Consider the following 26,588-nt stretch of genomic DNA (forward strand, 5'->3'; position numbering starts at 1 on the left):
AAATGCCTACACGTTGCAATTGCTCTCTTTAGCAAGTAGCCGTGGTCTTTGGCTAACACGGTAGCGTTTTTACCCATAGCCCTTCGCTATGGAACCCATACACTATTCAGTTCTCAATGTACTGCTGATCAATTCTTTTCGCGTACAGAAAAAACGGAAGGGCAAGGGCTAAAGCCGCAAACGCCTAACCACGGGATGAATCCCCGTGGCTTGCGGCGGGCTAAAGCCCAATAACGTCAGTGGAATTGGAAGTGTGATGGCTTTGCCGGGTGGACCCTGGTGCGGTGGCACAACGTCGTCGCCGCACCAGGTTTTTGTGCTAGAGAATGTGCTGATATGGTCGTTTCTGAGATGCATCTTGTCAGGCTTCAGTGCCTGGATTGGCTCTGTAGCAAGGATGAGGAATAGAATGCTCAGCAGCAGTATTCTCGTGAGTAGTCAAGGAGAGAGTCTCATCAATTTCACGCAGCTTTCCTTGTCCCGGATCGTCATGCCACCTGCTGTCATTCGATCCGAATAACATCGACTTAATGAAAGACAAAGAACTATGAAAACCTATCATCTCGAACATCTTGGAGATCTTGATGGCCTCGTCCTGCGCGATCAGGAGGTGCCTACCCCTGGCCCCCACGAAGTGTTGGTGCGCATACGCGCGACCTCTCTTAACCGTCGCGAACTGATGATCCTCAATCGCACCTACCCGCTTCCCTCCAAGCCGAATGTGATTCCCGTCAGCGATGGTGCAGGTGAAGTGGTCGCTGTAGGAACGCAGGTCAGCCGCGTCGCCGTGGGCGACCGCGTCGCTGGGAGCTACTTCGCTCGTTGGACGGAGGGAAAGCTCACCTGGGATCAGATGATCCAGCAACTTGGATGTACTCTCGATGGCATGTTAACAGAGTATGCCCTCCTGGATGAACAAGCGCTGGTCCATCTCCCTGATACTCTGACCTTTGAGGAGGCGGCCACTCTGCCCTGCGCTGCGTTGACCGCCTGGTCGGCTCTCAACGGACCAGACCCCATTCGGCCAGGGGATATTACAGGCGTTTTGCCAGGGAGGACTTCTGCTCTTTGAAAAAAAATTTGAACCGCAGTCTGTTCTCCTTGACGTGATGACTAAAAAGGTTCCCAAAGCAATTTATGAGGTTCTCTCCTTAACATGGGGGGATTTTTCTATTGTGTCTTCGCCCACTTGATGCTCAATTGAGATACCGTGACGACACAACAGGTTGCGAGGGCGGTTTTGTGAGCAGATGTGTTTTCAGGAGGAGCCTACGATAGAAGGTGGATATGTCCCAGACAGGAAAAGACATGTCTGAGACGGCGTGTGGAGCGAGTGTGAAGCGTAGGGGCGTGTGTGTTTCACGCAAACGCGAGGTGGCAGCAGAGAATGTCCCCAAAGAAGCCAGGAATCGCCTGGAGCAGGTGACGGCGCAAGGAGCTGAGATGACCCCAAAGCATCAAGAAATCATTTATACGATATTGCAGGCGATCCAGGCACGTGCTCGGTTGTACCATTGGGCGTTGAGTCAGCCTCCTGAGGAGCCATTCCGAACGCAGAGTATCGAGCAGATGCGTGCCAGTCTCCTGGGTCAGAAATTGTGCTGGATTGCGGAATATATCGAAGGCTACCCCGCTGCAGTTCAACCAGAGCGACGAGAGCAGGAGTGGGGATGGCGCACGGTTGAGATCATTGGAGGTATGCGCAGGGAGGTCTATCAGGTGTGCTCTGTCGTTTATGGTTCACTGGATCGAAAGACCTGGTCCTTTCCAAAGGGATGCCAGCACACGGGATTAGGAGGTGTAGATTTTGTTTTTGCACTGGAGTGATGCTGACTTTGCACTGGAGTGAAGTTGACTTTGCACTGGAGTATGCTGACTTTGCACTGGAGTGTGTGGTGCTGTTTCGGAGTAAGCAAGTGAGAGGTGATAGTTCTTGTGTACCCCAGAAGAACGCCGCAAACTCATCAATAAAAGGTCTTGGCTTCTTCTGAACTATTAAGATGTAGGAACTGTTGAGAGGAGGTCACAACAGCGGGAAGTATTTGGGTACTCAAAGGCGATTGGAGCAAAGAGCGCATCTATTTTGCTGCGTACGCCAAGTATTTTGTTCTGGTTTTCGAGAAATCACAGAGGCTGTCATACTCATAAAAGGAGAGCATGACAGCCTCTGTATCTTTTTTAACCCATTTCCCTTATAGGGCAAGCAGTTCTGCGATCAGTTGTAACAGTACTTCCAGGTCAAAGGGTTTCTGCAGTGTTCTCAAATGATCCAGGACACCATTTCCTGGTGGCAAATCGGCACTCATGAGAAGGATGGGGCACGGCTTCCCACCTTCTCGGCGCCGCAGGTGGTCGGCGAGTTCCAGCCCATTCATCCCAGGGAGATGGTAGTCCAGCAGAAATAACGCGGGCGTGATCGTTGAGAGCATATTCAGCGCGCTCTCGCCACTTGAAGCGAGATAGCCTTGATAGGTCGTCTCCTCCTGGATCATTTCCAGCAGCAGGTTCCCAAGAAGAGGTTCATCTTCGACGATGAGAATACTCTTGATAACGACAACCTCGCTGCATCCTTTTTGTTGGGAAGTATCCATGTGCGTTCCTCATGGTCTTTAGCGGGGAAGTGTCACCTGAAAGGTCGATCCTTTTCCCATTTCGCTCTCGACCATAATGGTTCCCCCATGGTGCTTGACAATCTCGGCCACAATGTATAACCCCATGCCCAGGCCGGGGATCGCCTTCTGCTTGGGATCAGTGACGCGATAGAAGCGGTCAAAAATCTTGTCGCGCTGCTCGCGTGGGATGCCCAGGCCATGATCACGTACGAGGATCGTGACCGCCTCTTCGGAGGCGGAGAGCTCCATTTCGACTGTCTCTGCGCCGGGAGAATACTTGATGGCATTGCTGAGCAGGTTGGTGAAGACCTGTCCCAGCCGGTCTCGATCCCCCATCAGGCTGGTTCCCACGGTGCCATGCAGCAGGATGGTATGGCTGGGATGAGTGTGCAGCATCGTGTCAGCGATCTCCCGCAGCAACGCGTCGAGATCCACTATCTCCTGCTGATACTCCAGCCTCCCTGCCTGGATCTTGGAGACATCGAGCAAGTCTTCTACCAGTCGGGTGATTTTGTTGATCTGGGTTTGCATGCTAGAGAGAGCTGGAGCCTGGAGGCCTTGCTTGACCAGTTGCCGGTGCAGCAAGGAGGTCTGCATTTTCAAGGCCGTGAGTGGGTTCCTCAGTTCGTGGCTGGCCATGCTGATAAAAGCATCTTTGCGTTGTTCCAGTTCCTGGCGAGCCGAGTTATCCAGCACAAAGGCGATATTTTGGAGCGGGTTATGCTCTAAACCGATACTGCCTACTAACACAGGAAGGCGACTGCCATCTTTACACACGTACTCTTTCTCGTAGGGGGTCATCAACCGCTTGGCGGCCAGTTCCTGATGGGCCTCTACGGTACGATCCAGATATTCTGGAGGGGTCATCTGCATCCAGTTTATCTTCCCGGTGCGCAGGTCTTCCCGCGTATAGCCGGTCATGTATAGAAAGGTGTCGTTCGCGTCCACAATCTGTTCACCCTCAGCGATATTGATCCCAATAATACTGGAGTTCATCAAGACGCTCGTGCGCTCCTGACTCTCTCGTAGCGCTGCTTCGATACGCTTCTGCTCCTCAATGTCGGTGCAAGTGCCGAACCACTTGAGGATCTGGCCTGTTTCATCGCGCACCGGCAAGGCACGGCCTAAAAACCAGCGGTACGTTCCCGTTTGGCCATGTTTGAGACGGTATTCGATCTCAAAAGGTTCACCCATTGCACACGTTTGACGCCAGAGCGTCAGCGTGTGCTGACGATCGTCAGGGTGAATGGCCTGGTGCCAGCCATCCCCTTGGTATTGTTGGTAGGTCATGCCTGTATACTCACACCAACGTTGGTTGCCGTATTCACTTAAGCCATCGGGGCCTAATATCCAGACGTGCTGGGGGATGGCATCGATCAGGACACGCAGCTCTGCTTCAGCCCGCTTTTTGTCATGAATATCAGTGCAGGTGCCACACCACTTGAGGATCTGGCCGGCTTCATCACGCACCGGCATAGCGCGGGTTAAGAACCAGCGATACTCCCCAGTATGAGCATGTTTGAGAAGCCCCTCATGCTCATACATGTCTCCCGTCTCCAGGGCATGTTGCCAACGAGCTCGGATGTCTTCCTGGTCGTCAGGATGGATGAAGGGGAGCTGAGCCCATTGGTCGCTTTGGGTTTGCTCAAGCGTCAACCCGGTGTAGTCACACCAGTGCTGGTTCGTGTACTCGAACTGGCCGTCGGGGCGCGTGGTCCACACGAGTTGTGGCACCGTTTCAGCCAAGACCTGAAAGCGTTCTTCACTCTCTTTGAGCCGTTGTTCCGTCCGTTTCTGCTCGTCGATGTCGGTGCAGGTGCCAAACCACTTGAGGATCTGACCTGTTTCATCACGTACTGGCATGGCACGGGCTAAGAACCAGCGATAGCAGCCCGTCTGGCCCTCTCGAAAACGGTAGGCAACCTCATAGGGAGTGCCTCTGCGGAACGAGTGCGCTCGTTCCGCCAGGGTGCGTTCATAATCCTCCGGGTGCAAAAACTGGCTCCATCCATAACCGTACAATTGCTCCCACGTGGCGTGGGTGTAGTCTCGGAACCGTTGATTAAAATAATCCGACAAGCCGTCGGGGCGCGTGGTCCACACGAGTTGCGGCACCGTTTCAGCCAGCACGCGCCAGTTCTCCTCGCTGGCTTTGATCCTCTCTTCGACCTGTTTCTGCTCGTCGATGTCGGTGCAGGTGCCGATATATTTGAGGATCGTGCCCCGAGCATCTCTGTAGGGTGTGGCTTGCATGAGGAACCAGCGATACTGCCCGGTCGTACAATGGCGCAGGCGCTGTTCTGCTTCATAGGGGCTGCCGGTCTGGACGGCGCGCTGCCATGTCTCCAGGACGCGTTGGCGGTCCTCGGGGTGCGTACACTGCATCCATCCCTCCCCTTGGGCCTCTTCGGTACTCAGGCCGGTATAGTCGCGCCAGCGTTGATTATAAAAATCGACATAGCCATCGGGTCGCCCTGCCCAGACCAGCTGGGGAATAGCATCGATGAGGGCATGGAGTTCTGCTTCGGCTCGTTTGCGCGCGGTGATGTCGGTCCCGACATAGACGAGGTACTCGACGCGGTGCCCCACGTCCCTGTGGGGGGTGATCGTCGCCTCGAGGTGCAGATCCATCCCTTCCCGAGGGTGAATGACCGTCTCAAACCGCACGGTTTCTCCCTTGCTGGCCCGTGTGATGGCTTCGCGTAATTGCTGTTGACTCGCAGGGTAAAAGGACCACCAGGGAGTTTCGGTAAACGGTTGACCAATCACCTCCTCGCGTCGGATCTGCGTATCTGCTAACGGGGCCTCATTGATGTCCAACAAGATCCCCTCGGGGGTGAGAACGCCGACCCCGACATACAGGTTCACCAGCACATCAGCGGTGAGGTGTTCCTCTAGGAAGAACGTCTTCTGGCTTCGGATTGGTTCTTGCTTCTCGTGGAACTGCAACAGAAGTCCGCCAGCGGTCGGAGCGAGTTGCACGTGCAGCCGGGTGCGGGTCACGGGAGAGATATACTCCACTTCGGTCGGTTCTCGCGTCTGTCTGACCGTGCGCATGGCGTGGTAGAGCGCGGTGCTCACCAGGTGGGGGGCACCGCGCCAGAAGCTGTGCCCGAGGAATGCCTCTGGTGATGCTCTGGTCAGAGCCTGCGCACATTGATTGGCATAGACAATGGTATCAACATCGTCGACGACAAAAAAAGCATCAGGAAGCGTTTCAAGTATGGTGAGCAGCGTATCACGCGACGCAGCAGTGATACGCCTGGTTTGCTCTTCTCCTGCCATCTGATGGGGTCTCCTTTTCATTTCTCCCATCGCTGGGAACAACGAGGAGCTCCTTCTCTGATCGAGTACGAGGATAGTACCATGATGGCAGGCCTTTGAGGAACAAGCAAGCTGTTGTGGACTACAGTACTATCGTTTTCTCAGGTACGGCGCTCGTTCGTCCGTCTGGGTGTCCCTGTCAGAGGTCGACCATCAGCGGCTGTATGAAGGGATGCTGTATGTGTCTTTGTGCCCGTCACCTGTCCTCTCTTTGTGTTCCGCTCACTTGCAGCAATCATCCTTGCTCCAGTTACAGGTCTCGCCTGTGCGGGTCTCGTGCCATGCTTCCCGTATTTCCCCAACACGAAAGGAGATCAGCGCCAGGGCTGCGATTGGATCTCAACATGCTGGGATTGACAACACGAGCACACTGACTCCGATGAGGATTACAGCCGATACTGCGTTCGCACGATCCCGGCGGCCTGCTCGCCAATGATGACGCAGGGCGCTTGCGTATTCCCGGTGGTCACCCGTGGCATGATTGAGCCATCCGCCACCCGAAGGTTGGTGACGCCATAGACGTTCAGATGGCCATCCACCACCGACATGGCATCTCGGCCCATCTTGGCCGTGCAGGTCTGATGCCAGTAGGTTATGGCGGCATCGCGGACAAAGCGTTCGAGCGCAGCCCCTTTCAGGTTGCCTGGCATCACCTCGCGCCTGGCGAAGGGGCGAAGCGCGGCAGAGTTGCCGATCTCTCGGCACAGTTCCACGCAGGCGATCGCCGCCTTCAGATCATCTGGGTGCGACAGAAAATTGGCCTCAATCTGAACGGGGTCGAGCGGATGAGGCCCCGTCAGACGGATACGGCCTCGACTTTTGGGCCGGACAACGCCACCAAACAAGGTCCACCCACTGACAGGCAGGCCAAACCGTGCGGCATTCTCGGCACTCGACAAGGGAACTTCCCCCTGGCACGTCTGCAAGTCCGGACTCTCTCGCCCAGAGAAGCTTTTCCAGAAGAAGGTCACCTCGGGCAGGGTGTTACGTGGCGGAAGTGGTTCCTGATACTCCCAGATGCAGCCATGACCAGGATGGTCTTGAAAGTTCTGCCCGACCCCCGGCAGATGCTCGACGACTGGGATGCCCAGGCGCTGCAATTCGTCTTGATCGCCGATCCCCGATTGCATCAGGACCTTCGGCGTCTGAATCGCGCCCAGCGAGAGCACCACCTCAAGCCCCGCGCCAACGCGGTGGGTCTTGCCGTCGTAGAACATCTCCACCCCGGTGGCTCGCTTGCCCTCGAAGATCAGCCGGGTGACCAGGGCATGCGTGAGCACCGTCAGATTGGGCCGGTCCATGTAGGGGAAGGTGTAGGAGCGGAACACGGATTGGCGTTTGCCAGCGCGGGCCCGCACATCAATGATCGAGGCTCCGCCTTCCCCCTCCATCATGCGACCGTTCTGATTCTCAAAGGTCGGAATCCCAACCGACCGTGCTCCTTCCAGCATGGCGGGAGCGATCGGGTTGGAGGTAGGGGCGGGCTCGACAAAAACGGGCCCACCGGTTCCTCGGTATTTGGGGTCTGGAGCGCCATGCCAATCTTCGATGCGACGATAGATCTGCAAAACCGAGGCATAGCTCCAAGCCGGGTCTGCTGCCTCTTTTGCAAAGAAATCCCAGTCGCTCTGGTGACCGCGAGCCCACGCCATCAAGTTAATACTTGATCCGCCACCCAGGACCTTGCCCATATTCAAGGGGATGGAGCGGCCATTGAGGCGGGAATCGGGTTGAGACTGGAAGTTCCAATCTCGCTCGCTGCCCAGGTTGAGCGGCCATTTGTCCGCATCCATGATGCTTGGGACGTCATCGCCGCCACCTGCCTCAAGGAGCAGCACGCTGACGTTGGGGTTTTCGGCCAGACGACGCGCAACGACCGATCCAGAAGACCCCGATCCGCAGACGATCACGTCGTACTGCAACTTGAGGTCAGAACGCAGCTTGCGCTGATTGAGGCGAACGCGTTCGGCGAACTCGCCCGCAGACAAGCCCGACCCGAAAACAGGGCCCTGCTTCTCTCTGGTGGGATTGAGCTCAGCACTCATCGGTGGCTCTCCTTTCCTGGGGCGACAAGGGGTGTTCGTGTGCCATTTCTGATACGATGCACTATCTGCTCTTTGCCGCGCACCAACGAAGTAAAGACTCCGACCGCCGCGATGACTGCACAGACGATGAAGGTGGTGTGAAAGGCTGTATTAAAGGTGTTCTGTACGCTGGCCAATTCGGCTGGCGGCAGCCTCTGCACGCTCTGTCTCAATATCACGCCGGCCCCAGCACCGCCTAGACTGGTGAAGATCGCGCCAGCCAGAGCCACGCTGACGCTCTGGCCCACCACACGACCGAGAGCCATGAAGCTTGCCGCGATACCCTGCTGGTGGCGAGGCGCCGCGCCCAGCAGCGCACTATTATTGGGCGATTGGAAGAGCGCCTGACCTACACCAGTTACGACGAGACGCCAGATGATATCGCTGGTCGAACTCTGCGTGTCTAACTGGCTGATCAGCACGAGCCCTACACAGATAATGACCATACCGACGGTGGCCAGCCAGCGCGTACCAATCTTATCCGCCAGGACGCCGCTAAACGGCGCGATTACTATGCTGGTCAGAGGCAGCGGTGTGAGCAGTAGCCCGGCCTCTATCAGAGGTATTCTCCGCAATTCCTCCAGGTAGAAAGGCAGCATAAAGCTCACGACGAAGACTGCCAGATAGTACATTACCAGGCTGACAGTGGCCGAAACGAAGACGCGGTTATGCAAAAGGCTAAAAGCGATAATGGGATCGGCGACATGGTGCTCCACAAGAATCAGCAAAACCAACGCGGCCACGCTGATTACCATGGTTGCAATCAGTGTTGGTGAGGTCCAGCCCCATTCCTGGCCAAAGGAGAAGCCGAGCGTCAACGCGATTAAGCTCACGGCAAGCAAAAGCGCGCCTACTGGATCAAATCGTCTCCTGGCGTGCTGTATAAGTTCTTTCAGAACGAAGAGAGTAGCAATGATGCCAATCATGCCCAGGGGTACATTGACATAAAAGATCCAGCGCCAGGTGAAATTCGCGGTAATCAGGCCGCCTAGTGTCGGGCCGATGCTGATGCCCAGAGCGATAAAAACAGCATTCATGCCAAGCGCGCGCCCACGCTCTTCAGGCGGAAAGGCGCTGGTCAATATCGCCGGGCTGACCGACAGAATCAGTGCGCCACCCAGGCCCTGGAACGCGCGAGCAGCAACGAGAATCAGCAAGCTTGGCGCGGCGCCGCAGATCGCCGAGCCAAGTGTAAAAATCACCAGTCCGGCAATCCAGAGTATCTTGCGTCCAATCATGTCCGCCAGGCGCCCGATGCTCAGGAGGACTCCGGCAATCGTCACCAGGTATGCGATAATTACCCATTCCACGGCACCGTTGAGCGGCACGTTGAAATAGCTGGCGATATTCGGCAGGCTGATATTGACGATTGAGGAGTCCAGCATGGCCATGAAAATGCCAATCGCCTGGATGGCCAACACTGCCCACTTATTAGGATGCTCGCCCTCACGTTTCAGAACGCGACTGGGACGGCCTGCTACCTTCTCTGCCGCCTGAGTTTTTTCCTGCTCCATCTTTTCTTCACTTGTGGCCCAACCTCAAAAACAGGCCTGCTGATTGACCGATAGATTCAACCTATATAATCGGCAAGGTTATCTTGACATACATATTCCGCGGATAACCCCTTTTCCTGGAGTTTCGTGTGTAACCTCGCTGGAAGGTGGCCCTTGAGTATGAATGGATACTGTTGCTAAATTCATTTGGCTCCTGGTCTAGTCGGCAATTCAAGCTCACGTCGCGAAGATTCGCCTCTTCTCTTCAAGCCAGGGGAAGGAATTTAGCAACAGTATCCATTTCTGCTCGCAAACTGGCTTTGAATGCCTGATGTGGCCGGAGCCTGAATCCATATGCCTGCGATATATCGATGCCGATGCGCCAGAAATCCTTCAGATAAGGTGAGGAGGGTTTCCACACGCTTAGATTTTCCGTCAGCTGTTCTGTGATAAAACTATGCGCGGCCAAGGCCGGAAATCGTGTCGGCGTGGGAAGAGCCGAGGTTTCCCCCAATTCCCAGAGTTGCGACATCACGACTTGATCCTGGCCTTTAGGTAACTGGTCTACTTTCTGCCAGATGCCCTCGATTCCTTGCCTGTAGCGTTGTTGTGGTGTAATCACTGCTTGCTTTTGCTCCCCAGGAGTCAAAGTGGGGGGATAGCAATCTCTGCAGGTGCCGAGAGTATTTCTCTCTCTGGTTGTCATTGAATCTCCTCGAGGGTTTCGTCTCCTCGCCCCCTCTTTCTTTATTTCAGTGTTAACAGAGCTTCACGCTCGGCCGCCGTCTCGATGAGCTGCTGGCTCTTGACAACCTCGACCAACTTTTTGCGCCCTTTGGGACTGCCAATCATCAGAACCCCGACCAGCTTGTTCTCGCGGAAAAACAGCTTGCGGTAGTTCTCATGGCCCTTTTCGCCTGGTTCGCGACGAGCTATCTGTTCTACTTCCGGGTTATTGGACTCGGCTGTGCCAATCACCGCGATATTGACGTCAAACAAAGGGCTGGTATAGGTGGGCACAGCTACATAGGCCTGGTGCCCACCTGCCATATTCGCCCCAGCGATGCGCCCGTGGGCGAGAGCATTGTCCCAGGTGCCCATGATATGGTGCTGGACAATCGTTGGGTCAAAGAATTCCGCCACATCGCCGGCTGCATACACCCCTGGCACATTCGCCTCCAGGTACTCATTGACCAGGATCCCTTTGCGAACCTGGACCGGGGCCTGCTCTAAGATGGCTGTGTTGAGCGAGATGCCCAGGCCGACCCCGATCAGGTCCGCCTGGATCTGGTGCCCCTTCTTCGTCTTCACATAGCCGGGCACGCCATGACGGGGAACGACTGCCTCCATTTCATCACTGTGGATGACTTCCACGCCAAATTTCCTGGCGATGGTATCAACCACCTCCCCCCCATCGCGATCCAAACACGTGCGGAGCCACCAGGGACCGCGCATAATCCAGGTCGTGTCGAGCTTGCGCCTGGCAAAGCCATCGCACAACTCATAAGCAATAAAACTGCCCCCATAGGCGACCGCGGTACGTGACTCCTGCATACGAGCAATGATGGTCCTGGCGTCATCCAACGTCACAAAGTTGTAGATGTGTTTGGTCTCCTCAGCCCCCGGCACCCGCAGGGGATTAGCCCAGCCGCCGGTAGCGACTAATAGGGCATCATAGGGAAGATGCTCTCCCCTGTCAGTCACGACGACCCGTTCCTCGGTAGCAACACCAGTGACCATGCTTTCGGTGACGAGGTGAATGGCACGCTGTTCATGCCAGGCGAAGTCGTGCATCATCACCTTCTGCTCACCAATCACCCCTTGCAGAAAGCGTGGCAGGGAGACCCGATTGTAGAGTGGATAGGGCTCGTTGGTGAGCATATGGATGCCGCAATTCGGATCAAGCTTGCGCAAGGTCTCCGCGGCTGTCGTGCCGGCCACTCCATTGCCGATAATCACATAGCGTTTGTCGCGCTTTGTCAAATCAGCACCTCATCTCTTCTTGCAGAGCCATGGATTGCTCCTCCTTCCCCTGGCGTCATGCCTCAACCTGCTCGGTCAGTCTGTCAGTGGTCACGAGCCAGCGTACGAATGCAAGCCGACGTTCCTCTGCACAGGTCAGCCAACTACTGTTTTCCCTATAGGCTCGCCGAAGCCTCTCCAGGTTCTCTATTTCTGCCTCAGTGAACCCAGCCGTGCGCAACAATTCACAGGGGTCTTGCCGGTCTATCTGGTTCATATTCTTCTCCTTCTTGCGTGCAAACAGCGTTTGCGCTCCTCTCCTCTGCATGTGTTTGCTCTGCCTGGGCCGCGATCAGCTGGTTCCAGGCGGTGTCCCAATCATCCCGCTGTGTTCATCGACTCTGCATCACGTTCAGCGTTTAAAGAAGTTGGCATTGATCGCGATGTACTGCCTCCACTCCTGGGGAACCAGCGGCTCCTCGAAGATCGCCGTAACGGGGCAGGCGGCTTCTCACGCGCCGCACTCGATACATTCATCTGGATTGATAGAAAGATGTTCCGTTGTCTCAAACTCCTCCTCATCTGGCGTGGGATGGATACAATCAACGAGACACACCTCGACGCAGCATGCGTCCTTTGAGCCGATATACAGCTGAGTAATCACATAGGGCATAGTTCTGTTGCCCTCCTTCCTCGTGGCTCTCGCTACGCACTGCTCCATCTGTCGAACAGGCAGGGTGCCTCATCCTCGTTGTCGAGACAGGTGCGGCGAACCAATAGCAGTGGTCAAAAAGAGTGAGCCATCGATTTCTCCTAATTCCAGCACATTGCTCGCCCAACCAGCACAAGCAACACTTCCAGATCAAACGGTTTCTTAAGTGTGTTGCAAATCCCCATACAAGCAGATTGCTGGAGAGCTTCCCCATCTGCACTCAGCGCAATGATCGAGTGCAAGAGGGGCGGATCTTGCTCTTGTACCTTGTGCAAGAATTGCAGCCCATTGAGACGTGGCATCGTTAAATCAAGCAAGATTACATCGTACGCGTTCCGTTGATGGTCCAGTTGGCCTAAGGCGTCTACGCCATCGATGGCTGTATCTACCTCATAGGTTTCCTCTTCCAATAGCTCTTGCATGAGCGATCGCAAAGCCTGGTCGTCGTCGACGACTAAAATGTGCTTCCTCATTTCTACTTCCTTTCTGGCACGTAACTCTCATCGCGAGATCTCTTTTCGGTTCGATGAAAATGAGTCATCCATGACCGCTTCACGCTTATCTCATGGCTTTGCATCAGGAGATGATGTGAGTACTGTTTGGCATATTCAGAGCTTATTTGTGCCTGCGTCACCATCCACTGAAAGGTTTCCTGAATGGGCATCCCCAGGGAGGGTGAAGTCTCTGGCTCCATGACGTCTATCAACGTGTTCGCCCTCCCTCTCTCGGCTCAATCGTTTCGCTCGTTGCTCTAGAGAATAATGCTGATCGCTCCCGCAGGACGCAGACTCGTCATATCCATCAAAATGTGCTTGGAACGGATCTTTAACTGTCCGCCTCCCAGTTTCAAGGCGTACCGATAGTGCCCGACAAAGTACTCGGCATCTTTGTTGCGGAAGCGCCACACCATAAAGGGAGCAGTGATCATCAGGCACTCTTCTTCCACCCCCAGCAGGCGCACGTTGGTGATCAGGTGCGTGGTCCTTGACCAGGGGTACTCCCGGTGGGCCCTACTATTGTTGAGGCGTACCACCAGGGCTTGCAGGCGTTCGAAATCATGATTGATATAGACCAGATCGTTCTCCGGGTCGCCAGCGCGCAGATCATTCGTTGGAATCAGGTACTGTGCGTCCTCGGTGTAAAGTGTGAGCCACTCATCCAATTTCCAGTGATCGAGCAAATCCCCCTCTTTATAAAGGAAGTCCTCGACCTCCTGACGGCTCATGCTCTCTAATGACTTCTCCAGCGTGTTTACTTCGCTTCTCTCTTTCTGCATAGGTCTACTCCTCGGCTCGCATGCGTCGGTACCAGCCACGCCAAAACGCGCGTATGTGATGTTCGTCCATGGCCCCGGGGGGATGATGATGGAATCCCCGTGCAATGTAATTCCACTCGACGGCTTTGGCTTGAAAGCCTTGCTGGCAGGATTCCATGGCTTCGGTATCATCTGGGGAAGCAAAACCGCCGGGGCCTAGGAACGTCAGGAAGCTGTCCAGGCGCAAAGCACGCAAGTCGGGACGTTCGCCCTTAGGCACTAACTCCTTCTGCGTCACCTCCATGTGATCGGGAGCAACCGGGTTGAAGGTGCGAACGGTCACAGCCATGATATCGTTAATGACCAGGTTGGGGAAGACCAGCAGATTGCGACTCAGTTCGGTCATCCTGCGGCCGCGTTCCTCGCCGAACTTTTCGAGGAGGTAATCATGAATCCTCTCGATGTCCGGTTTGGACGCCTCGCTGAAGACCGGCCCCCACTGGGCAATCGGCCGACCCCAGGGAGCAAATTTCTCCATCACGCCGTGCCCATTGCCCAGGTCCTTGCCTTCTCCACCTTTGGTAGCTCTCCCGGTTTGGACGCCCAGATTGCGCAGGAACTGCAGGTAGGTCTCGTGCGTCGGTCCCACATGATAGTCATCCACGCTGTTTTCCGCCAGCAGCTTCCAATTGGCTTTCACGGCATAGGCATGCGTCCCGCGGATGAGTTCCATCCCTCCTTCTTGTGACCCAAAGAGCCTGGCCCCTTCTTCTGCCCCATCCACCACGTCATCGATGTACTCACGAGCCCCAGCCAGATAGGTGATCAAATCCTCGGCCTCCGGGTTGAAGGTGACGAACAGAAAGCCACGGTAGTTTTCCACTCGCGGAGACTGGAGCGCCATCTTTTTCCGGTCCCAAAATCCGCCATAGGACCCCTCATCCGGCACGCCGATGAGTTCCCCGTCTATGTTGAAGGTCCAGGCATGGTAAAAGCACTGTAAGGACTTCGCATTGCCCGTATCCTGTCGACAAATGGTCGCGCCGCGGTGTGTACAGGTGTTATAAAAGACATTGATCTTCCCAGTTTTCCTGCTGCGCACGAAAAAGATGGGGCGACCGGCAATATCCCTGCGCACGAAGTCGCCCGGATTGGGGACTTCCGACTCATGGCCCAGATAGAGCCAGCACGTCTCGAAAATCCGCTCTTGCTCGAGTGCGAAGATCTCTGGCGACGTCATCGTCGAGCGATGGTATGCAAAGAGTTCCTCCTCGGTTTTATCGATGACAAAATCGTTTATCTGTAACATGTTTTCTCCTTTTGTTGAGAGTATCAACTGGCACGAAGTGTATGCGATGGCTCCTCTTGTTTAGCCATGAGGCTCAATGCAACTCATGGCCTGCTTCTCGTAGCGCTCTCAATCCCTTCGTTCAAGAGATTGGGATATCGGAACGAGAAGATCATCTGCGGGATGCTTGCGCTTTTCTTGAAGCAACGTTACCAGGTAGCCGTGAAACTGTGGGATCACCGACCCCAAATGCTCAGGAGCCTCGGCAGAGCCCTCGGACTCAACGATCACATTTGACCATGTATGGAACTTTTCGTGATCAGCAGCAGGGATACCGAGCATCTCGGTAATCACCATCAGAGGCAGCCGATACGCAAAATGCTCAATCAGTTCCATTTCTCCTTTCTCCTGGACCGTATCGAGGAGTTCATCAATAATAGCTTGAACATGTTCGTGCCACTGTTCGATCAGCCGCGGTGTAAAGGAAAGATTCATTAATGAATGCAGTCGGGTGTGATCGGGCACATCAGAAGCGACCAGACTCTGACTGAGTCCCCTGGCAATAAAGTCCAGTTCCACCTTCGAAAGTATCTGGGCTCATGCTTCAGCCGAGTAGATGTTGCGTCTATCCTTGACGAAGCGTCCATCCCGTAACACTGCGTCAACATCTTCAGAGCGCGTGATCATCCAGCCCTTTCGACCGTTCGGCATGGTGATCTCGTGAACCGGATCATGTATACGCAGTTGAGCAAACGGCGGAAAGGGATCGGCTTTAAAGGTGGGCGTGGCAAAGTCGAGTGCTGATTCCATGTCCTATCTCCTTTGAATTTCTTCTCCATGCTTCGAGCAGTATGGCCTCCCTGTCTTTCGTCATGGTGCTTGCCTTTCTGACCACCCGATCTTCTCAGATGAACTGGCCAGAGCCTCCAAGGATCATCTACAGGCCAGGAACTGCCCTCTCCTCTGCAGCAAAAGCAGGCGGTCGTTCCGGCGGGAGAAGGATCGATTTCAGTTCAAAGTACTCCTCCAATCCTTCTCGTCCTAACTCCCGCCCGATGCCCGATTGCTTCCAACCGCCGAAGGGAGCAGCCGGGTCGAGTCCAGCGTTGTTGATCCCAATGGTGCCCGTTTGTATGCGGCGCGCGAGAGCAATCCCACGGGCCTGATCTGCCGTCCAGACCGATCCGCTGAGCCCGTAGGCCGAGTCATTGGCCAGGGCGATGGCTTCCTCCTCGTCTGCGTAGGGGAGGACGACCAGCACCGGGCCGAAGATTTCTTCCTGGGCGATGCGCATGGAACTGTTGACATCAACGAAGACGGTTGGCTCCACAAACCAGCCTTTTGTCATGGCTGGAGGATGCTTGCCTCCAACAGCAATCTTCGCTCCTTCCGCCAGTCCAGAGGCAATATACCCATCTACACGGTCGCGCTGGCGCTGGGTGACCAGCGGCCCAATTTCGGTGTGCGGATCGAGCGGATTCCCTACGCGCAAGGTACGCACGCGCTCGACAAGGGCTTCGGTGATTTCAGCGTAACGAGTCTGCGGAACCAGGAGACGCGTCTGCGCGATACAGGTCTGTCCATTATTTGGCAATGCCCTGTAGATCAGGGGCGTGATTATCTGATCCAGAGCGACATCATCAAGCAAGATGGCGGCAGATTTGCCGCCCAGTTCACAACTCACATGCTTGAGCGTCTGCCCACAGAGAGCAGCCACGCGCTTGCCCACTGCCGTGCTGCCGGTGAAAGCAATTTTGTCGACATCTGGGTGGGTCACCAGATGCTCGCTGGCCTCTCGACCCGCCGGGAGAATGCTCATGACTCCCTGAGGCAGGCCAATCTCTTGCAGGATTTCCCCCAGGATGTAGGAGTGCAGTGGTGTCGCCGAGTCCGGCTTGAGGATGACGCTACATCCAGCGAGCAAGGCTGGAGCCAGCTTGAAAAACGACAGGCTCAGTGGGTAATTCCAGGGTACGATGGCTCCCACCACCCCGACCGGCTCACGCAGCACTAACGCCTTGCTAAAAAGTCCGGGGCGGACCTCCTCGAACGGGTAGGTCGAGCCGAGATCGAGGTAATAATCGAGCAACGCCGCAGCCACTTCGGCCTGAATGGCTGAGATAAGCGAGTAGGGTGAGCCGACTTCCTCGGATTGCGTACGCGCGAAGTCCAGTTCATGCGCACGCAGTCCAGCCGCCAGTTTGCGCAGGATACCAATCCGTTCCGCCACCGGCATATGCGGCCAGGGACCGTGATCCTGGGACGCACGGGCAACCGCCACCGCCCGATCGATATCTCGCGTTGAGCAGTCTGGTATCTGGGCAATGACCTCTTCAGTCAGAGGCGAAATGACCTGAAGCACCGAGGGGGTCGCGGGAGCATCCCATTTCCCTCCGATAAGCAAACGGTCGTAGCTTTGCATAGAATCTCCTTCTGTTGTCCTGAAAAGCCTGCGAAAGGCTCTTCAGAGCGTGTGAACAACGAGCATCATCGCAACGAAAAAGCAGAACGAATGAACCATCCTCTTCCTCTCAGAAGAGAGATTCCGGTTGTCAGACAAAAGTACTTCGCTTGACAAACGGTGAAAAACGTTCTAAGGTTCCTTCATCAACTTGTTCTGAGGATACCTGATATCCTTGGCAAGGGCTATGGGTTTATTGCGCGATTCTTGAGCGCTGCTTGAGCCATTTTTGAGCGTTTCTTGCTTACCCTTGTGCGTGGGAAGTAGTGAACAAAGATGAACCTGGAACGCTTTCGCGAGAAAGTACGCTACTACCGCCCTCTGACCGAGAGGACACAGGAAGACCTGGCCAAAGCGCTTGGCCTGAGTCCTTATGTCTTGAGCCACAAACTTCATGGGACAAGAAACGCACGCTTGACCCACCGCGAGGTACAAGCGATCGTCAAAACGTTGGTCGAGTGGGGAGCTATGACCAGGCAAGCTGAAGCACGTGAACTCCTGGAACTGATGGATTGTCCAGATTTTCTCCCTGACGAGTGGAACGCCCCCCCGTTCAAGTGGCTCGAGGCCACCACGAGCACTCCCAGTGGTCCACTGAGTCACACTCCAAGCCCAGGCGTTGAGCATGCCGTTCCTGTGCAACCAGGCAGGGTAACGCGGCCTCTCGCCCGTGAGAGCAGGCAGGAGGCGATCGCATCCCCACCTCTGCGTAGGGACTGGGGGGAGGCCATTGACGTCAGCGCGTTTTACGGGCGTGAGAGCGAACTGGTCGAGTTAGAGCGGTGGATTGTCGATGAGCGTTGCCGCCTGGTCGCCCTACTGAGTCGAGGTGGATATGGGAAGACCGCGCTCTCGGTCAAGCTGACCCAACAGATCGCGCACCATTTCGATGTGGTGATCTGGCGCTCGCTGCAAAATGCCCCCCCGCTGGAGCGCTTGTTGGCCGACTACCTCACGTTCCTCTCAGAGCAGCACACAACTGACCTCCCGGAGAGCACGGGTGAGCGCATGACGCTCCTGCTTGAGTACCTGCGCACCGCTCGTTGCCTGCTGGCGCTGGATAATGTCGAAACGCTCTTCCAGGAACGGAGCCGCGCAGGGACGTATCGAGCAGGGTATGAAGCGTATGGCCAGTTCTTCCAACGGGTAGGTCAGACCGCTCACCAAAGCTGCCTGCTGCTGACCAGCCGCGAGAAACCCAAGGAATTGGCTCCGCTTGAAGGGGACCACGCGCCCGTCCGGACAATGACATTGGCTGGTTTAGAGCTGGAGGCTTGCCGACAAATCCTCAAGGACAGCAATCTGGCTGGGACAGAGGGGGAATATAGGAGTCTGGCTGATCGCAGCGCGGGCAATCCCCTAGCGCTGAAGATGGTCGCTGCCACGATTCGCGATCTCTTCGGTGGGAATATCACGGAGTTCCTCAGCCAGGGAACTGTCCTGTTTGGGGGCATGCGCGGGTTACTCGACCAGCAGTTTGAGCATCTCTCCGCCCTCGAAGAAGCCCTCCTCTTCTGGCTCGCCCTCGCACGGGAACCGCTGGCGCTAGCAGAGCTGGTCTCCGAGAGCCTCTCCCCTCTGCCGGGCAAGGAACTCCTAGAGGCGCTCGGGGCGCTCAGGCGGCGCTCCCTGCTGGAAAGAGGGGAAGCAGGAGCGGTGTTTACGCTTCATCCAGTGGTGATGGAGTATGTGGCGGAGCGTCTGGTAGAGCAAGTGGCCCAGGAGATCACGACCGGCCACCTGGAGCTTGTGCTCAGCCATTGTCTGATGAAGGCCCAGACCAAAGAGTACGTGAGGCACGCTCAGGCCGAGCTCCTGCTCAAACCTGTGCTCGCTAGGCTGCGCACGCTGCTCAAAAGCGAGCAGGTCATTGAGCAGCAGCTCAGGCAGGCTCTGGCCACCGTCAGAAGCCGATCGTGGGAGGAACAGGGATATGGCGGGGGCAATGTAATCAACTTGCTCGCTCAACTGAGAGGGACGTTACGCGGGTACGATTTCTCCCACCAGCGCATCCGGCAAGCCTATTTGGCGGGAGTAGAGCTCCAGGAGGCGAATTTTGCTGCGTCACATTTTGAGCAGTCCGTCTTTAGCGAACCGTTCAGTGCTATTTACTGTGTGGCCTTCAGCCCCGATGGTCAGTGCTTAGCCGGAGGGAGTATGAATGGGGAGATAGGCGTGTGGCAAGTGGCCCGTTGGAAGCAACTCATGACCCTCAGTGGTCACCTCGGCTGGGTCTGGTCGGTGGCCTTTCGTCCTGATGGGGCTCGCCTGGCCAGCGGCGGTGAAGACCGGTTAGTGAGGTTGTGGGAAGTGAGCACGGGGCAGTGCCTGAAGACGCTACAAGGACATACGGATTGGGTTCGATCGGTGGCCTTTAGCCCCGATGGGGCTCGCCTGGCCAGTAGCAGTAACGACGGAACGGTCAAGCTCTGGGAGGTGAGCACAGGGCAGTGCCTCACAACGTTCCAGGGCCATACAGGCCGGGTCTGGTCGGTGGCCTTTAGCCCCGATGGTACTCGCCTGGCCAGTAGCAGTGACGACGGAACGGTCAGGCTATGGGAGGTGAGCACAGAGCAATGCCTCGCCACATTGCAGGGGCATACGGGTCGGGTCTGGTCGGTGGCCTTCAGTGCTGATAGTGCAACCCTCGGCAGTGGCAGCAACGACCAGATGGTCAAGCTGTGGGAGGTGAACACAGGAAAGTGCCTCACAACGTTGCAAGGGCACACCGATTGGGTCCGGTCGGTCGCTTTTAGCCCCGATGGGGCTCGCCTTGCCAGTGGCAGTCACGATCGGACGGTGCGGGTGTGGGAGGTGAGCACAGGGCAGTGCCTCACGACGCTGCAGGGCCATACAGGCCAGGTCTGGGCCGTGGCTTTTAGCCCCAATGGTACTCGCCTGGCCAGTGGGAGCTACGACGGAACAGTCAGGCTGTGGGAGGTGAGCACGGGGCAATGCCTCGCCACGTTGCAGGGGCATGCTATTTGGAGCACGTCGGTGTCCTTCAGCCCCGACCGCTCTCGTTTCGCAACAGGGGGTCACGACGGGACCGTGAAGCTGTGGGAGGTGAGCACGGGAAAGTGCCTGAAGACGCTGCGGGGTCACACGAGCTGGGTGGGATCAGTAGGCTTCAGCCTTGATGGGACGCTCCTCGCCAGTGGCAGTCACGATCGGACGGTGAGGGTGTGGGAGGTGAGCACGGGAAAGTGCCTGAAGACGCTACAAGGACATACAGATTGGGTCCGGTCGGTGACGTTCAGCCCCGATGGTTCTCGCCTGGCCAGTGGGAGCTACGATACGACGGTCAGGACATGGGAGGTGAGCACGGGAAAGTGCCTCCAGACGCTGCGGGGTCATACCAGCTGGGTGGGATCAGTAGGCTTCAGCCTTGATGGGACGCTCCTCGCCAGTGGCAGTCATGATCGGACGGTGAGGGTGTGGGAGGTGAGCACGGGAAAGTGCCTGAAGACGCTACAAGGACACACGGATTTGGTCCGGTCAGGGGCTTTCAGCCCCGATGGTACTGTGCTTGCCAGCGGCAGTGATGATCGGACGGTGAGGGTGTGGGACGTGAGTACGGGGCAGTGCCTCAAGATACTGCAAGGGCATACGGGTTGGGTAGAGTCAGTCATCTTCAGCCCTGATGGCGCCACGCTTGCCAGTGGTGGGCATGACGGAACGGTGAGGGTGTGGGAGGTGAGCAGCGGAGCGTGCCTCAAAACGTTACACAGACATCCTGGCCGGATATGGGCAGTGGTCTTTAGCCCCGATGGGAGTCTGGTGCTGAGCGCAAGTGAGGACAGAACCATTCTCTGCTGGAATGTACGGACAGGCGAGTGCGTGAGCATGGTGAGAAACAGGCTCTACGAGGGGATGAACATCACCGGTATTACTGGCTTGACCGAAGCGCAAAAAGCGACGCTCAGAGCGTTGGGGGCGGTAGAGGATTCTCCTGTGAAAATCACCCAGCCAACTCGACAGGGGTGGTAGGGATGGTCTCTTCCATGGAAAGATGAACCTGGTAGCCCGGTCGCTCTAAGCGGCGGACGAGTTGGTTCGTCACGCTCTTGTGTTTCCGTTGGTCGTTATCGTCTTGAGGTAGCCAGGTGTACTGGCTACTTCGGTTATCCGTTCTAAATATGTCCATCTTGTTCGCTTCTGTCAAAATGTCATCAAATGAACAAATATGAGATAGCCGTATTATATTACTAAACGAGCACCTCATTTTTCGGGGTTCCCAAGGGCTTTTTGGTACTCTGTGCTCGTTTCATTTCAGGGTTGTAATATTGGAGTTTAGTTAAATTTGCTAAGAAATGGCTAGCAGAGCCGTTCTATGTCCTTTCGCTTGTAAATAGCTCAAGCCGCTTCTAGCCTGGCTTCATAAGAATTTTGTCTAAACTCCAAAGAATTATGACAGCTACCCTAGACAACTTTTTGGAAAGATCAGAAGCTATCACCTACCACTTATTGGGTACATGACCGTTTTCTCCATGCCGAATATGACGGATGAGAGAGTTCTCAAACAGGAGAGGGGGAGAAAAGATAGATGTGGAACGACACCAGACAAGAGAACAGTGCTAGTGCCAAGTGTTCCTTCTGTGGCAAAGGTCGAGTTCAGATCAATCGACTCACTGCGGGGCCGGGCGGTATATACATCTGTAATGAATGCTTTGATCTCTACCGCGAGCACATTGCAAATATGGAAGGTGCATCAGTGACAATGGAGAACATCAGCAAGGTATGTAGCACATGTGAAACTCGTGTTCCTGCAAGCCACCACTACTGCCACAATTGTGATTCTCAATTCACCCAGGAAACGTGAGGGCATTGTCAACTTATTTATAAAAACGAAATATACTGGTGAGCTATAGGAGAAAAGCAATAAAAGGGTAATGAGAAGTGGGGAGGTAGAGGAGTTATACGACCTGCTTGACTCTAGTTACCTCATGCCATTGCTGGAATCGGCCCTGCAAAAGGGCACGGTACTCCCCAGCAGGGAAACGATGCCTTCGTGGTTGGAAATGTCCAGCGATGGGTCCAAAGGCCGAAAGAAAGCGTTGTGCGTGTTTGGCCGATTTAAACCGCCGCATTTTCTTCTCTCGTAGTCGCGTCGGTGGATGTGAGTTTTTCGCTCGATTGTTCAAGCCTTTGTGTTGCCGATGCTCCACGCCAGGCATGATCTCGCGTTTCGCTGCTCCATAGCTCTTCAATGTATCGGTAATGATCACGCGCGGGACGTATTGCAACCCTTTGAGGAGCTTGCGAAAGAACTTTTTGGCCGCCTGCTTGTTGCATCGGCTCTGCACCAGGATGTCCAGCACGTTGCCGTACTGATCAACAGCTCTCCACAAATAATGGGTTTTGCCATTGATTTTCAGGTACACCTCGTCCATATGCCATGTATCTCCCGTTTTCGGACGGCGACGGCGCAGTTCGTTCGCGTAGGTCTGCTCAAACTCAAGCACCACTGCCGCACGGTTTCATAGCTCACGACGATTCCGCACTGTTCCAGAAGCTCTTCCACATCGCGAAAACTGAGGGAAAAACGGAAATACAGCCACACTGCGTGACTGATGATTTCAGGTGGGAAGCGAAAGCCTTTGTAGCTTGGAGCAGGGGTGTTTGTTTTCATGCAGCTATTCTAGCACATTGTTCAGCTACTTTCCCAAGTTGACAATACCTTCAGTTTTCGGATAAGCACCAAGAGGTACCCGGCCTGAAAGGTTAGATTCCTCTACGTGCTTCTAGAAAAGAGCGACAACTGGCGGTGCAAACAGGTACCTGGAGACAGCTTCGGGCTCACGCTTCTGTTCATAATTTGGAGTCCGTTCTCACTCTGGCCGCGATCTCTCTCCAGTATATCCTCTTTCATCCCTGGTGGTGCCCCGCGCCGGGGCATGCTGCTTCGGGCAAAATGGTCTCGACGGCTCCATTGGGTCAGATGTGGTGCTTTGCATCTCCATATCTTGTCAATGGAGCCTGATTTTTGCAAGTCTCTCCCACTTTCACCAGTTAATGATATTGTTGGCGAATGAGCAGAAGCTACGCAACAGCTACTTGCTTGACAGAAGCGAGCAATTCTGCAAAGCGAGATGTTGGGGTGGTTGCCAGCTTCGCTTCTGCGATCCAATGACAAGCCCGAAGCATGTTGATGGAGGTCGCCGTAAGAAACGCCTGGAGATTAAGTTTTTTCATGCCAATGTATCGGGACCTCCGTATCTCACAGGTACGTACACTTTGAGCAACGGTTCCTTCAATGCCCGCTCGCGCTGCATACAAGGCTCGAAATTCAGCGGTTTCCTGACGTTTTCGAGCCTGCTGAAGTGCCACATAGGTGGCTTCATCTGGTCGCAGAATGAGCACTTTGGCTGCGGTTGACGAACACTTCTCATGAAGCGTGCAAACCCGACAAAGGGGAAGAGGGAACCGGATACGCAGACGTGGCTTCCCATGTCGATCAGGGATGTGTCCCCAATCTCGGCTTGTCTGTCCAGCCGGACACAGGACCTGTTTGGCCTTCCAATCGATGTGGAAGTGGCTATGATCAAAACGCCCAGCTTCTTTTGAGGCCCAACTGGTATCAGGAAGAACCGGTCCAACGAGGTCAATCTGATGACGATGCTGACTCGTGGCAAGCAGTTCGGCATCCACATAGCCTTTATCAACTAGGTGCTGGCTGGGAAGGAGCCGATTGTCAGCCAAGCGTTCATGAAGATCTTCCATGACCTCTCCATCTGGGAGCGTGGATGCTGTCGTTGTGACTTCTAGCACAAAATGAGGCTGATCAGCATCGCATCCTGTGAAATGCACTTTGTAGCCAACCCATCCAGTCTGCTTCTTCTTGCTGTATCGCGCCTCCATATCATATGGCGATTGGATCAAGAGCGCCGCTGGTGGAAGCTCTTGATCTTTTCTCCAAGGCGTTCCCTGCTCACACGCGTGATACTGCTGGATCCAAATTCTTCGGAGAATCTCTACTGCTGGGAGTTCTTGTAACCAAGCATGGGTTGTGCTGCCCCAGATGCTCTCTAGGAGCATTCGGCCGTCAGCTCCAATCTGCTCTGCGAGCTCTTGGCGCGATTTCTCTTCCTTTGGTAAACGAAAGTCGCTAAAGCGTGATCGATACCGTTTTTCCCATTCAGGTTGCACGCGCTCAAGAAGCCAATCGGGAGCTACTTCTGCCAGGATATTAAGGACATGGCGCATGGTTTCTCCAACACTTTCAAGACGGTTCACAGCTCGAATAGCTGCCAGTACATGTGTTGAATCGGTGCGTTGTTTGCCTCGTGCTTTGACCCAGCCTCGTTCTCGGAACTGAGATAACATCAGATCAAAGAGGCGCCGCTCGGCTTGATGAGCGAGGAGACGAGCGCGAAATTCACTCAACATGGAAAAATCAAATCCTGGATCCTTGATTTCCAAACTCAAGGCGTATTTCCAATCAATGCGCGTTTTCACTGCATCTGCTGCTTGCCGATCCGTCAACCCCTCTGCATATTGCATCACCATCACCAAAGCGAGTCGCCAAGGTGATTCTGCTGGTTGCCCTTTTGCTGGAAACAGATCGAGGAAATCTTCATCCTGAAAAAACGTTCCTAATGCATCTCGCATATGAATACACGTATTTCCATTGGGCAAAATGGCGCGTGCTATCTGTACGGTTTCTTCTGGAACTGGCGGGATCGCTTGGGGATGGAGTGACATAGGTTCTCTCCTGAATGCTTGTCTTTTTTGTGCTCCTTCAGTATCTCATATTTTGCTCCATATTAATTCGCCAACAATATATTCTGAAAAAGCTGCAAAAAAGCAAAAAAGACTCCCTAACGCCACACCATGTGGCTGTGGTTTTCCTCACCTGCCTCTTGAGATGCCAGCATCCATCAGGCTGCTGGCTGCGTGATCTGATACCCCAGACGTTTGAGACGTTGAATCAATTCGCGCTCCACCTTGCCGCGATCCCTCTGGCGGAAAAACTCCTCTCCCTTCTCTTCATAGTCTTGCCCCGTTGTCATCATCTCATAGTAGATGACCAGGATGCTGCGTCCCACGGCTAAGGCCGCACGTTTACTTCCTCGCCGCTTTTTCAGACGACGGTAGCGTTCTCCCAGGTAGGTATGCGAGCGGCGAACGGCATGGGCGGCTTGCACCAGGGCCGTTCGCACATAGCGATTGCCTTTACGACATCGTCCACTTTGTCGTTTGCCTGCGCTTTCCTTGTGTCCCGGGCAGACTCCGGCCCACGAGCTGAGATGTTCGGCATCGGGAAAACGAGAAAGATCGGTTCCTACCTCTGCCATCAAGACATGGATGATGTGCGAACTCACCCCATTGATCTTTTCGCAGCGTGTCATCTGTTCCTCAAAAGGGTGCAGATGCCGTTCGATTTCCCCTTCCAAATGACTGATGGCACGATCTTGCGCATCAATAAGTGTGAGAAGCTCTTGTAAAAGAAAGCGATGGTGGACTCGTACTTCGGCGGTCAGGGCCACGACGGCTTGCTCATGGGTCGCTTTCACACCTGGAAGCAACAAGCTCGCTAAGCGCTCGGGGTCACGTTCTCCGGCACACATGGCCCGTAACACCGCTCGGCCTGAGACCCCCATCACGTCAGTAACCACCGAGGGCAGTTTCATTCCTGCTTCTTCGAGCACTTTTTGCACTCGATTGACCAGGCGCGAGCGTTCCTCGACCAGGTGGATACGTGTGCGCGTCAGATCACGTACGTCTTGTTGCTCCTGGCTGGGAACAAAACTGGCCTTGACGAGTCCATGTTGCAGCAAATCGGCAATCCATTCCGCGTCTTTGACATCGGTTTTTCGCCCTGGGACGCCTTTGATGTGCTGGGCATTGGCCACCACCAACTCAAAGAAGCCCTCCAGCCGACGATACACCGGCATCCAATATACGCCCGTGCTCTCCATCCCCACATGCGTGCAGCGCTGCTCAAGCAGCCACGCGCGTAAGGCCAAGAGACCTGCTGTGTCGTGATTGAAGGTGCGAATCTCTTTCTGTCGTTTCCCCCCTTCAATCACACTGACACACACGACCAGAAAGCCTTGATGGACATCAATCCCTGCACATCGCTGATACATGACCTCCAGACTCATCGTACCTGCTCCTTTGTTTGTCTGCTCTTCTTCGTTGAGAGGGCAACCTCGAAGGCGGGTGTCTGTTTCAGTGCAGTATATTCTTCGTTCTCTTCTCACTCGACGCTCGCCGAGCGCCGAGGAGGCCACATGGAGTGGTTCGCCCAGACACCTCAGTACAGTTTCTTAAACACGCTCGGACACAGTATTTTGTTGGTCGTCTTTTCTCTGGGAGGTTGCTGTTTCGAGTATACTCCTTTTCATGCGGAGTGGTGCGCCGCCCCAGCGGCGCATGACGTTTCTTAATGGAG

21 protein-coding genes and 2 pseudogenes are annotated in these 26,588 nt (G+C 55.1%); 4 read left to right on the forward strand and 19 right to left on the reverse strand.

The features are described from left to right. Positions 1–168 precede the first annotated feature (168 nt). On the reverse strand, positions 169–357 hold the full coding sequence (locus tag KRAC_RS74225; protein WP_169461059.1) for a hypothetical protein: 189 nt from the start codon (positions 355–357) through the stop codon (positions 169–171). Between the two features lie 190 nt (positions 358–547). Between KRAC_RS74225 and KRAC_RS53175 the strand changes: the two genes are divergently transcribed. Further along, entirely contained in the window at positions 548–1,072 is a 525-nt protein-coding gene (locus KRAC_RS53175) for a zinc-dependent alcohol dehydrogenase family protein (protein ID WP_007921392.1), read from the forward strand. A 215-nt stretch (positions 1,073–1,287) separates the two neighbouring features. Next, complete coding sequence (locus KRAC_RS53180) at positions 1,288–1,827, forward strand: hypothetical protein (protein ID WP_169461060.1); 540 nt, start codon at positions 1,288–1,290, stop codon at positions 1,825–1,827. Between the two features lie 365 nt (positions 1,828–2,192). Here the strand turns inward: KRAC_RS53180 and KRAC_RS53185 are convergent, their stop codons facing one another. The 14 genes and pseudogenes from KRAC_RS53185 to KRAC_RS53250 form a co-directional block, all read right to left on the reverse strand. After that, positions 2,193–2,591, reverse strand: coding sequence for a response regulator (locus KRAC_RS53185; protein WP_007921395.1), 399 nt, complete (start codon positions 2,589–2,591; stop codon positions 2,193–2,195). An 18-nt stretch (positions 2,592–2,609) separates the two neighbouring features. Then, positions 2,610–5,897 (reverse strand): PAS domain S-box protein, encoded by a 3,288-nt coding sequence (locus KRAC_RS53190; protein ID WP_007921397.1) that lies wholly within the window; start codon positions 5,895–5,897, stop codon positions 2,610–2,612. A gap of 425 nt (positions 5,898–6,322) precedes the next feature. Further along, a complete protein-coding gene (locus tag KRAC_RS53195) occupies positions 6,323–7,981 on the reverse strand; it encodes a GMC family oxidoreductase (protein WP_007921405.1) in 1,659 nt (552 codons plus the stop codon). Beyond that, positions 7,978–9,534, reverse strand: a complete 1,557-nt coding sequence (locus KRAC_RS53200) for a DHA2 family efflux MFS transporter permease subunit (RefSeq protein ID WP_007921407.1) — start codon at positions 9,532–9,534, stop codon at positions 7,978–7,980. Before KRAC_RS53200 ends, KRAC_RS53195 begins: the two co-directional genes overlap by 4 nt. Positions 9,535–9,778: 244 nt before the next feature. Beyond that, positions 9,779–10,135 carry a hypothetical protein gene (locus KRAC_RS53205; protein ID WP_157508113.1) on the reverse strand — a complete coding sequence of 119 codons (357 nt, stop codon included), beginning with the start codon at positions 10,133–10,135 and terminating at the stop codon, positions 9,779–9,781. Between the two features lie 125 nt (positions 10,136–10,260). Beyond that, positions 10,261–11,496, reverse strand: coding sequence for an NAD(P)/FAD-dependent oxidoreductase (locus KRAC_RS53210; protein WP_007921415.1), 1,236 nt, complete (start codon positions 11,494–11,496; stop codon positions 10,261–10,263). A 55-nt stretch (positions 11,497–11,551) separates the two neighbouring features. Beyond that, complete coding sequence (locus KRAC_RS77605) at positions 11,552–11,752, reverse strand: hypothetical protein (RefSeq protein WP_007921417.1); 201 nt, start codon at positions 11,750–11,752, stop codon at positions 11,552–11,554. Between the two features lie 135 nt (positions 11,753–11,887). Then, positions 11,888–12,148 (reverse strand): annotated as a pseudogene (locus tag KRAC_RS77610) (4Fe-4S dicluster domain-containing protein). A gap of 140 nt (positions 12,149–12,288) precedes the next feature. Continuing rightward, on the reverse strand, positions 12,289–12,660 hold the full coding sequence (locus KRAC_RS53225) for a response regulator (RefSeq protein ID WP_007921419.1): 372 nt from the start codon (positions 12,658–12,660) through the stop codon (positions 12,289–12,291). A 278-nt stretch (positions 12,661–12,938) separates the two neighbouring features. Next, positions 12,939–13,463 carry an aromatic-ring-hydroxylating dioxygenase subunit beta gene (locus KRAC_RS53235; protein ID WP_007921430.1) on the reverse strand — a complete coding sequence of 175 codons (525 nt, stop codon included), beginning with the start codon at positions 13,461–13,463 and terminating at the stop codon, positions 12,939–12,941. 4 nt (positions 13,464–13,467) lie between these two features. Beyond that, complete coding sequence (locus KRAC_RS53240) at positions 13,468–14,751, reverse strand: aromatic ring-hydroxylating oxygenase subunit alpha (protein ID WP_007921431.1); 1,284 nt, start codon at positions 14,749–14,751, stop codon at positions 13,468–13,470. A 108-nt stretch (positions 14,752–14,859) separates the two neighbouring features. Further along, positions 14,860–15,309 (reverse strand): cytochrome P450 family protein, encoded by a 450-nt coding sequence (locus KRAC_RS53245; RefSeq protein WP_052569323.1) that lies wholly within the window; start codon positions 15,307–15,309, stop codon positions 14,860–14,862. Between the two features lie 18 nt (positions 15,310–15,327). Beyond that, positions 15,328–15,540, reverse strand: coding sequence for a hypothetical protein (locus KRAC_RS64375; RefSeq protein WP_052569324.1), 213 nt, complete (start codon positions 15,538–15,540; stop codon positions 15,328–15,330). Between the two features lie 127 nt (positions 15,541–15,667). Then, the gene (locus KRAC_RS53250) at positions 15,668–17,152 is read right to left on the reverse strand and encodes an aldehyde dehydrogenase (protein ID WP_007921433.1); all 1,485 of its coding nucleotides are present in this window, start codon (positions 17,150–17,152) and stop codon (positions 15,668–15,670) included. Positions 17,153–17,467: 315 nt separating this feature from the next. Here KRAC_RS53250 and KRAC_RS53255 point away from each other — a divergent pair, with 315 nt between their 5' ends. Then, positions 17,468–21,181 carry a WD40 domain-containing protein gene (locus KRAC_RS53255; RefSeq protein WP_007921434.1) on the forward strand — a complete coding sequence of 1,238 codons (3,714 nt, stop codon included), beginning with the start codon at positions 17,468–17,470 and terminating at the stop codon, positions 21,179–21,181. On the opposite strand, the gene KRAC_RS73170 is transcribed toward KRAC_RS53255, so the two are convergent. Further along, positions 21,153–21,338, reverse strand: a complete 186-nt coding sequence (locus tag KRAC_RS73170) for a hypothetical protein (protein ID WP_157508116.1) — start codon at positions 21,336–21,338, stop codon at positions 21,153–21,155. The two genes, KRAC_RS53255 and KRAC_RS73170, sit on opposite strands and share 29 nt — an antisense overlap. 399 nt (positions 21,339–21,737) lie before the next feature. On the opposite strand from KRAC_RS73170, the gene KRAC_RS78870 reads away from it, so the two are divergent. Beyond that, positions 21,738–22,013, forward strand: a complete 276-nt coding sequence (locus tag KRAC_RS78870) for a ClpX C4-type zinc finger protein (RefSeq protein ID WP_007921436.1) — start codon at positions 21,738–21,740, stop codon at positions 22,011–22,013. Positions 22,014–22,107: 94 nt separating this feature from the next. Here the strand turns inward: KRAC_RS78870 and KRAC_RS53260 are convergent. The 3 genes and pseudogenes from KRAC_RS53260 to KRAC_RS53270 all read right to left on the reverse strand — a co-directional run bounded on the left by KRAC_RS53260 (position 22,108) and on the right by KRAC_RS53270 (position 26,298). After that, positions 22,108–22,823, reverse strand: a pseudogene (locus KRAC_RS53260) (IS6 family transposase). 410 nt (positions 22,824–23,233) lie between these two features. After that, positions 23,234–24,895, reverse strand: a complete 1,662-nt coding sequence (locus tag KRAC_RS53265) for an IS1182 family transposase (RefSeq protein WP_007921437.1) — start codon at positions 24,893–24,895, stop codon at positions 23,234–23,236. 176 nt (positions 24,896–25,071) lie between these two features. Beyond that, positions 25,072–26,298, reverse strand: a complete 1,227-nt coding sequence (locus KRAC_RS53270; protein ID WP_007917147.1) for an IS110 family RNA-guided transposase — start codon at positions 26,296–26,298, stop codon at positions 25,072–25,074. Positions 26,299–26,588: the final 290 nt, after the last annotated feature.

Source organism: Ktedonobacter racemifer DSM 44963, assembly GCF_000178855.1.
GTDB lineage: Bacteria > Chloroflexota > Ktedonobacteria > Ktedonobacterales > Ktedonobacteraceae > Ktedonobacter > Ktedonobacter racemifer.

Bases quoted from the DNA above. Each gene is read 5' to 3' on its own strand.
- KRAC_RS53225 (WP_007921419.1), bottom strand. From the start codon at position 12,660: ATGAGGAAGCACATTTTAGTCGTCGACGACGACCAGGCTTTGCGATCG.
- KRAC_RS53175 (WP_007921392.1), top strand. From the start codon at position 548: ATGAAAACCTATCATCTCGAACATCTTGGAGATCTTGATGGCCTCGTC.
- KRAC_RS53235 (WP_007921430.1), bottom strand. From the start codon at position 13,463: ATGCAGAAAGAGAGAAGCGAAGTAAACACGCTGGAGAAGTCATTAGAG.
- KRAC_RS53195 (WP_007921405.1), bottom strand. From the start codon at position 7,981: ATGAGTGCTGAGCTCAATCCCACCAGAGAGAAGCAGGGCCCTGTTTTC.
- KRAC_RS53270 (WP_007917147.1), bottom strand. From the start codon at position 26,298: ATGAGTCTGGAGGTCATGTATCAGCGATGTGCAGGGATTGATGTCCAT.
- KRAC_RS53180 (WP_169461060.1), top strand. From the start codon at position 1,288: ATGTCCCAGACAGGAAAAGACATGTCTGAGACGGCGTGTGGAGCGAGT.
- KRAC_RS53250 (WP_007921433.1), bottom strand. From the start codon at position 17,152: ATGCAAAGCTACGACCGTTTGCTTATCGGAGGGAAATGGGATGCTCCC.
- KRAC_RS53255 (WP_007921434.1), top strand. From the start codon at position 17,468: ATGAACCTGGAACGCTTTCGCGAGAAAGTACGCTACTACCGCCCTCTG.
- KRAC_RS64375 (WP_052569324.1), bottom strand. From the start codon at position 15,540: ATGGAATCAGCACTCGACTTTGCCACGCCCACCTTTAAAGCCGATCCC.
- KRAC_RS74225 (WP_169461059.1), bottom strand. From the start codon at position 357: ATGCATCTCAGAAACGACCATATCAGCACATTCTCTAGCACAAAAACC.
- KRAC_RS78870 (WP_007921436.1), top strand. From the start codon at position 21,738: ATGTGGAACGACACCAGACAAGAGAACAGTGCTAGTGCCAAGTGTTCC.
- KRAC_RS53265 (WP_007921437.1), bottom strand. From the start codon at position 24,895: ATGTCACTCCATCCCCAAGCGATCCCGCCAGTTCCAGAAGAAACCGTA.
- KRAC_RS53185 (WP_007921395.1), bottom strand. From the start codon at position 2,591: ATGGATACTTCCCAACAAAAAGGATGCAGCGAGGTTGTCGTTATCAAG.
- KRAC_RS77605 (WP_007921417.1), bottom strand. From the start codon at position 11,752: ATGAACCAGATAGACCGGCAAGACCCCTGTGAATTGTTGCGCACGGCT.
- KRAC_RS53190 (WP_007921397.1), bottom strand. From the start codon at position 5,897: ATGGCAGGAGAAGAGCAAACCAGGCGTATCACTGCTGCGTCGCGTGAT.
- KRAC_RS73170 (WP_157508116.1), bottom strand. From the start codon at position 21,338: ATGGACATATTTAGAACGGATAACCGAAGTAGCCAGTACACCTGGCTA.
- KRAC_RS53200 (WP_007921407.1), bottom strand. From the start codon at position 9,534: ATGGAGCAGGAAAAAACTCAGGCGGCAGAGAAGGTAGCAGGCCGTCCC.
- KRAC_RS53240 (WP_007921431.1), bottom strand. From the start codon at position 14,751: ATGTTACAGATAAACGATTTTGTCATCGATAAAACCGAGGAGGAACTC.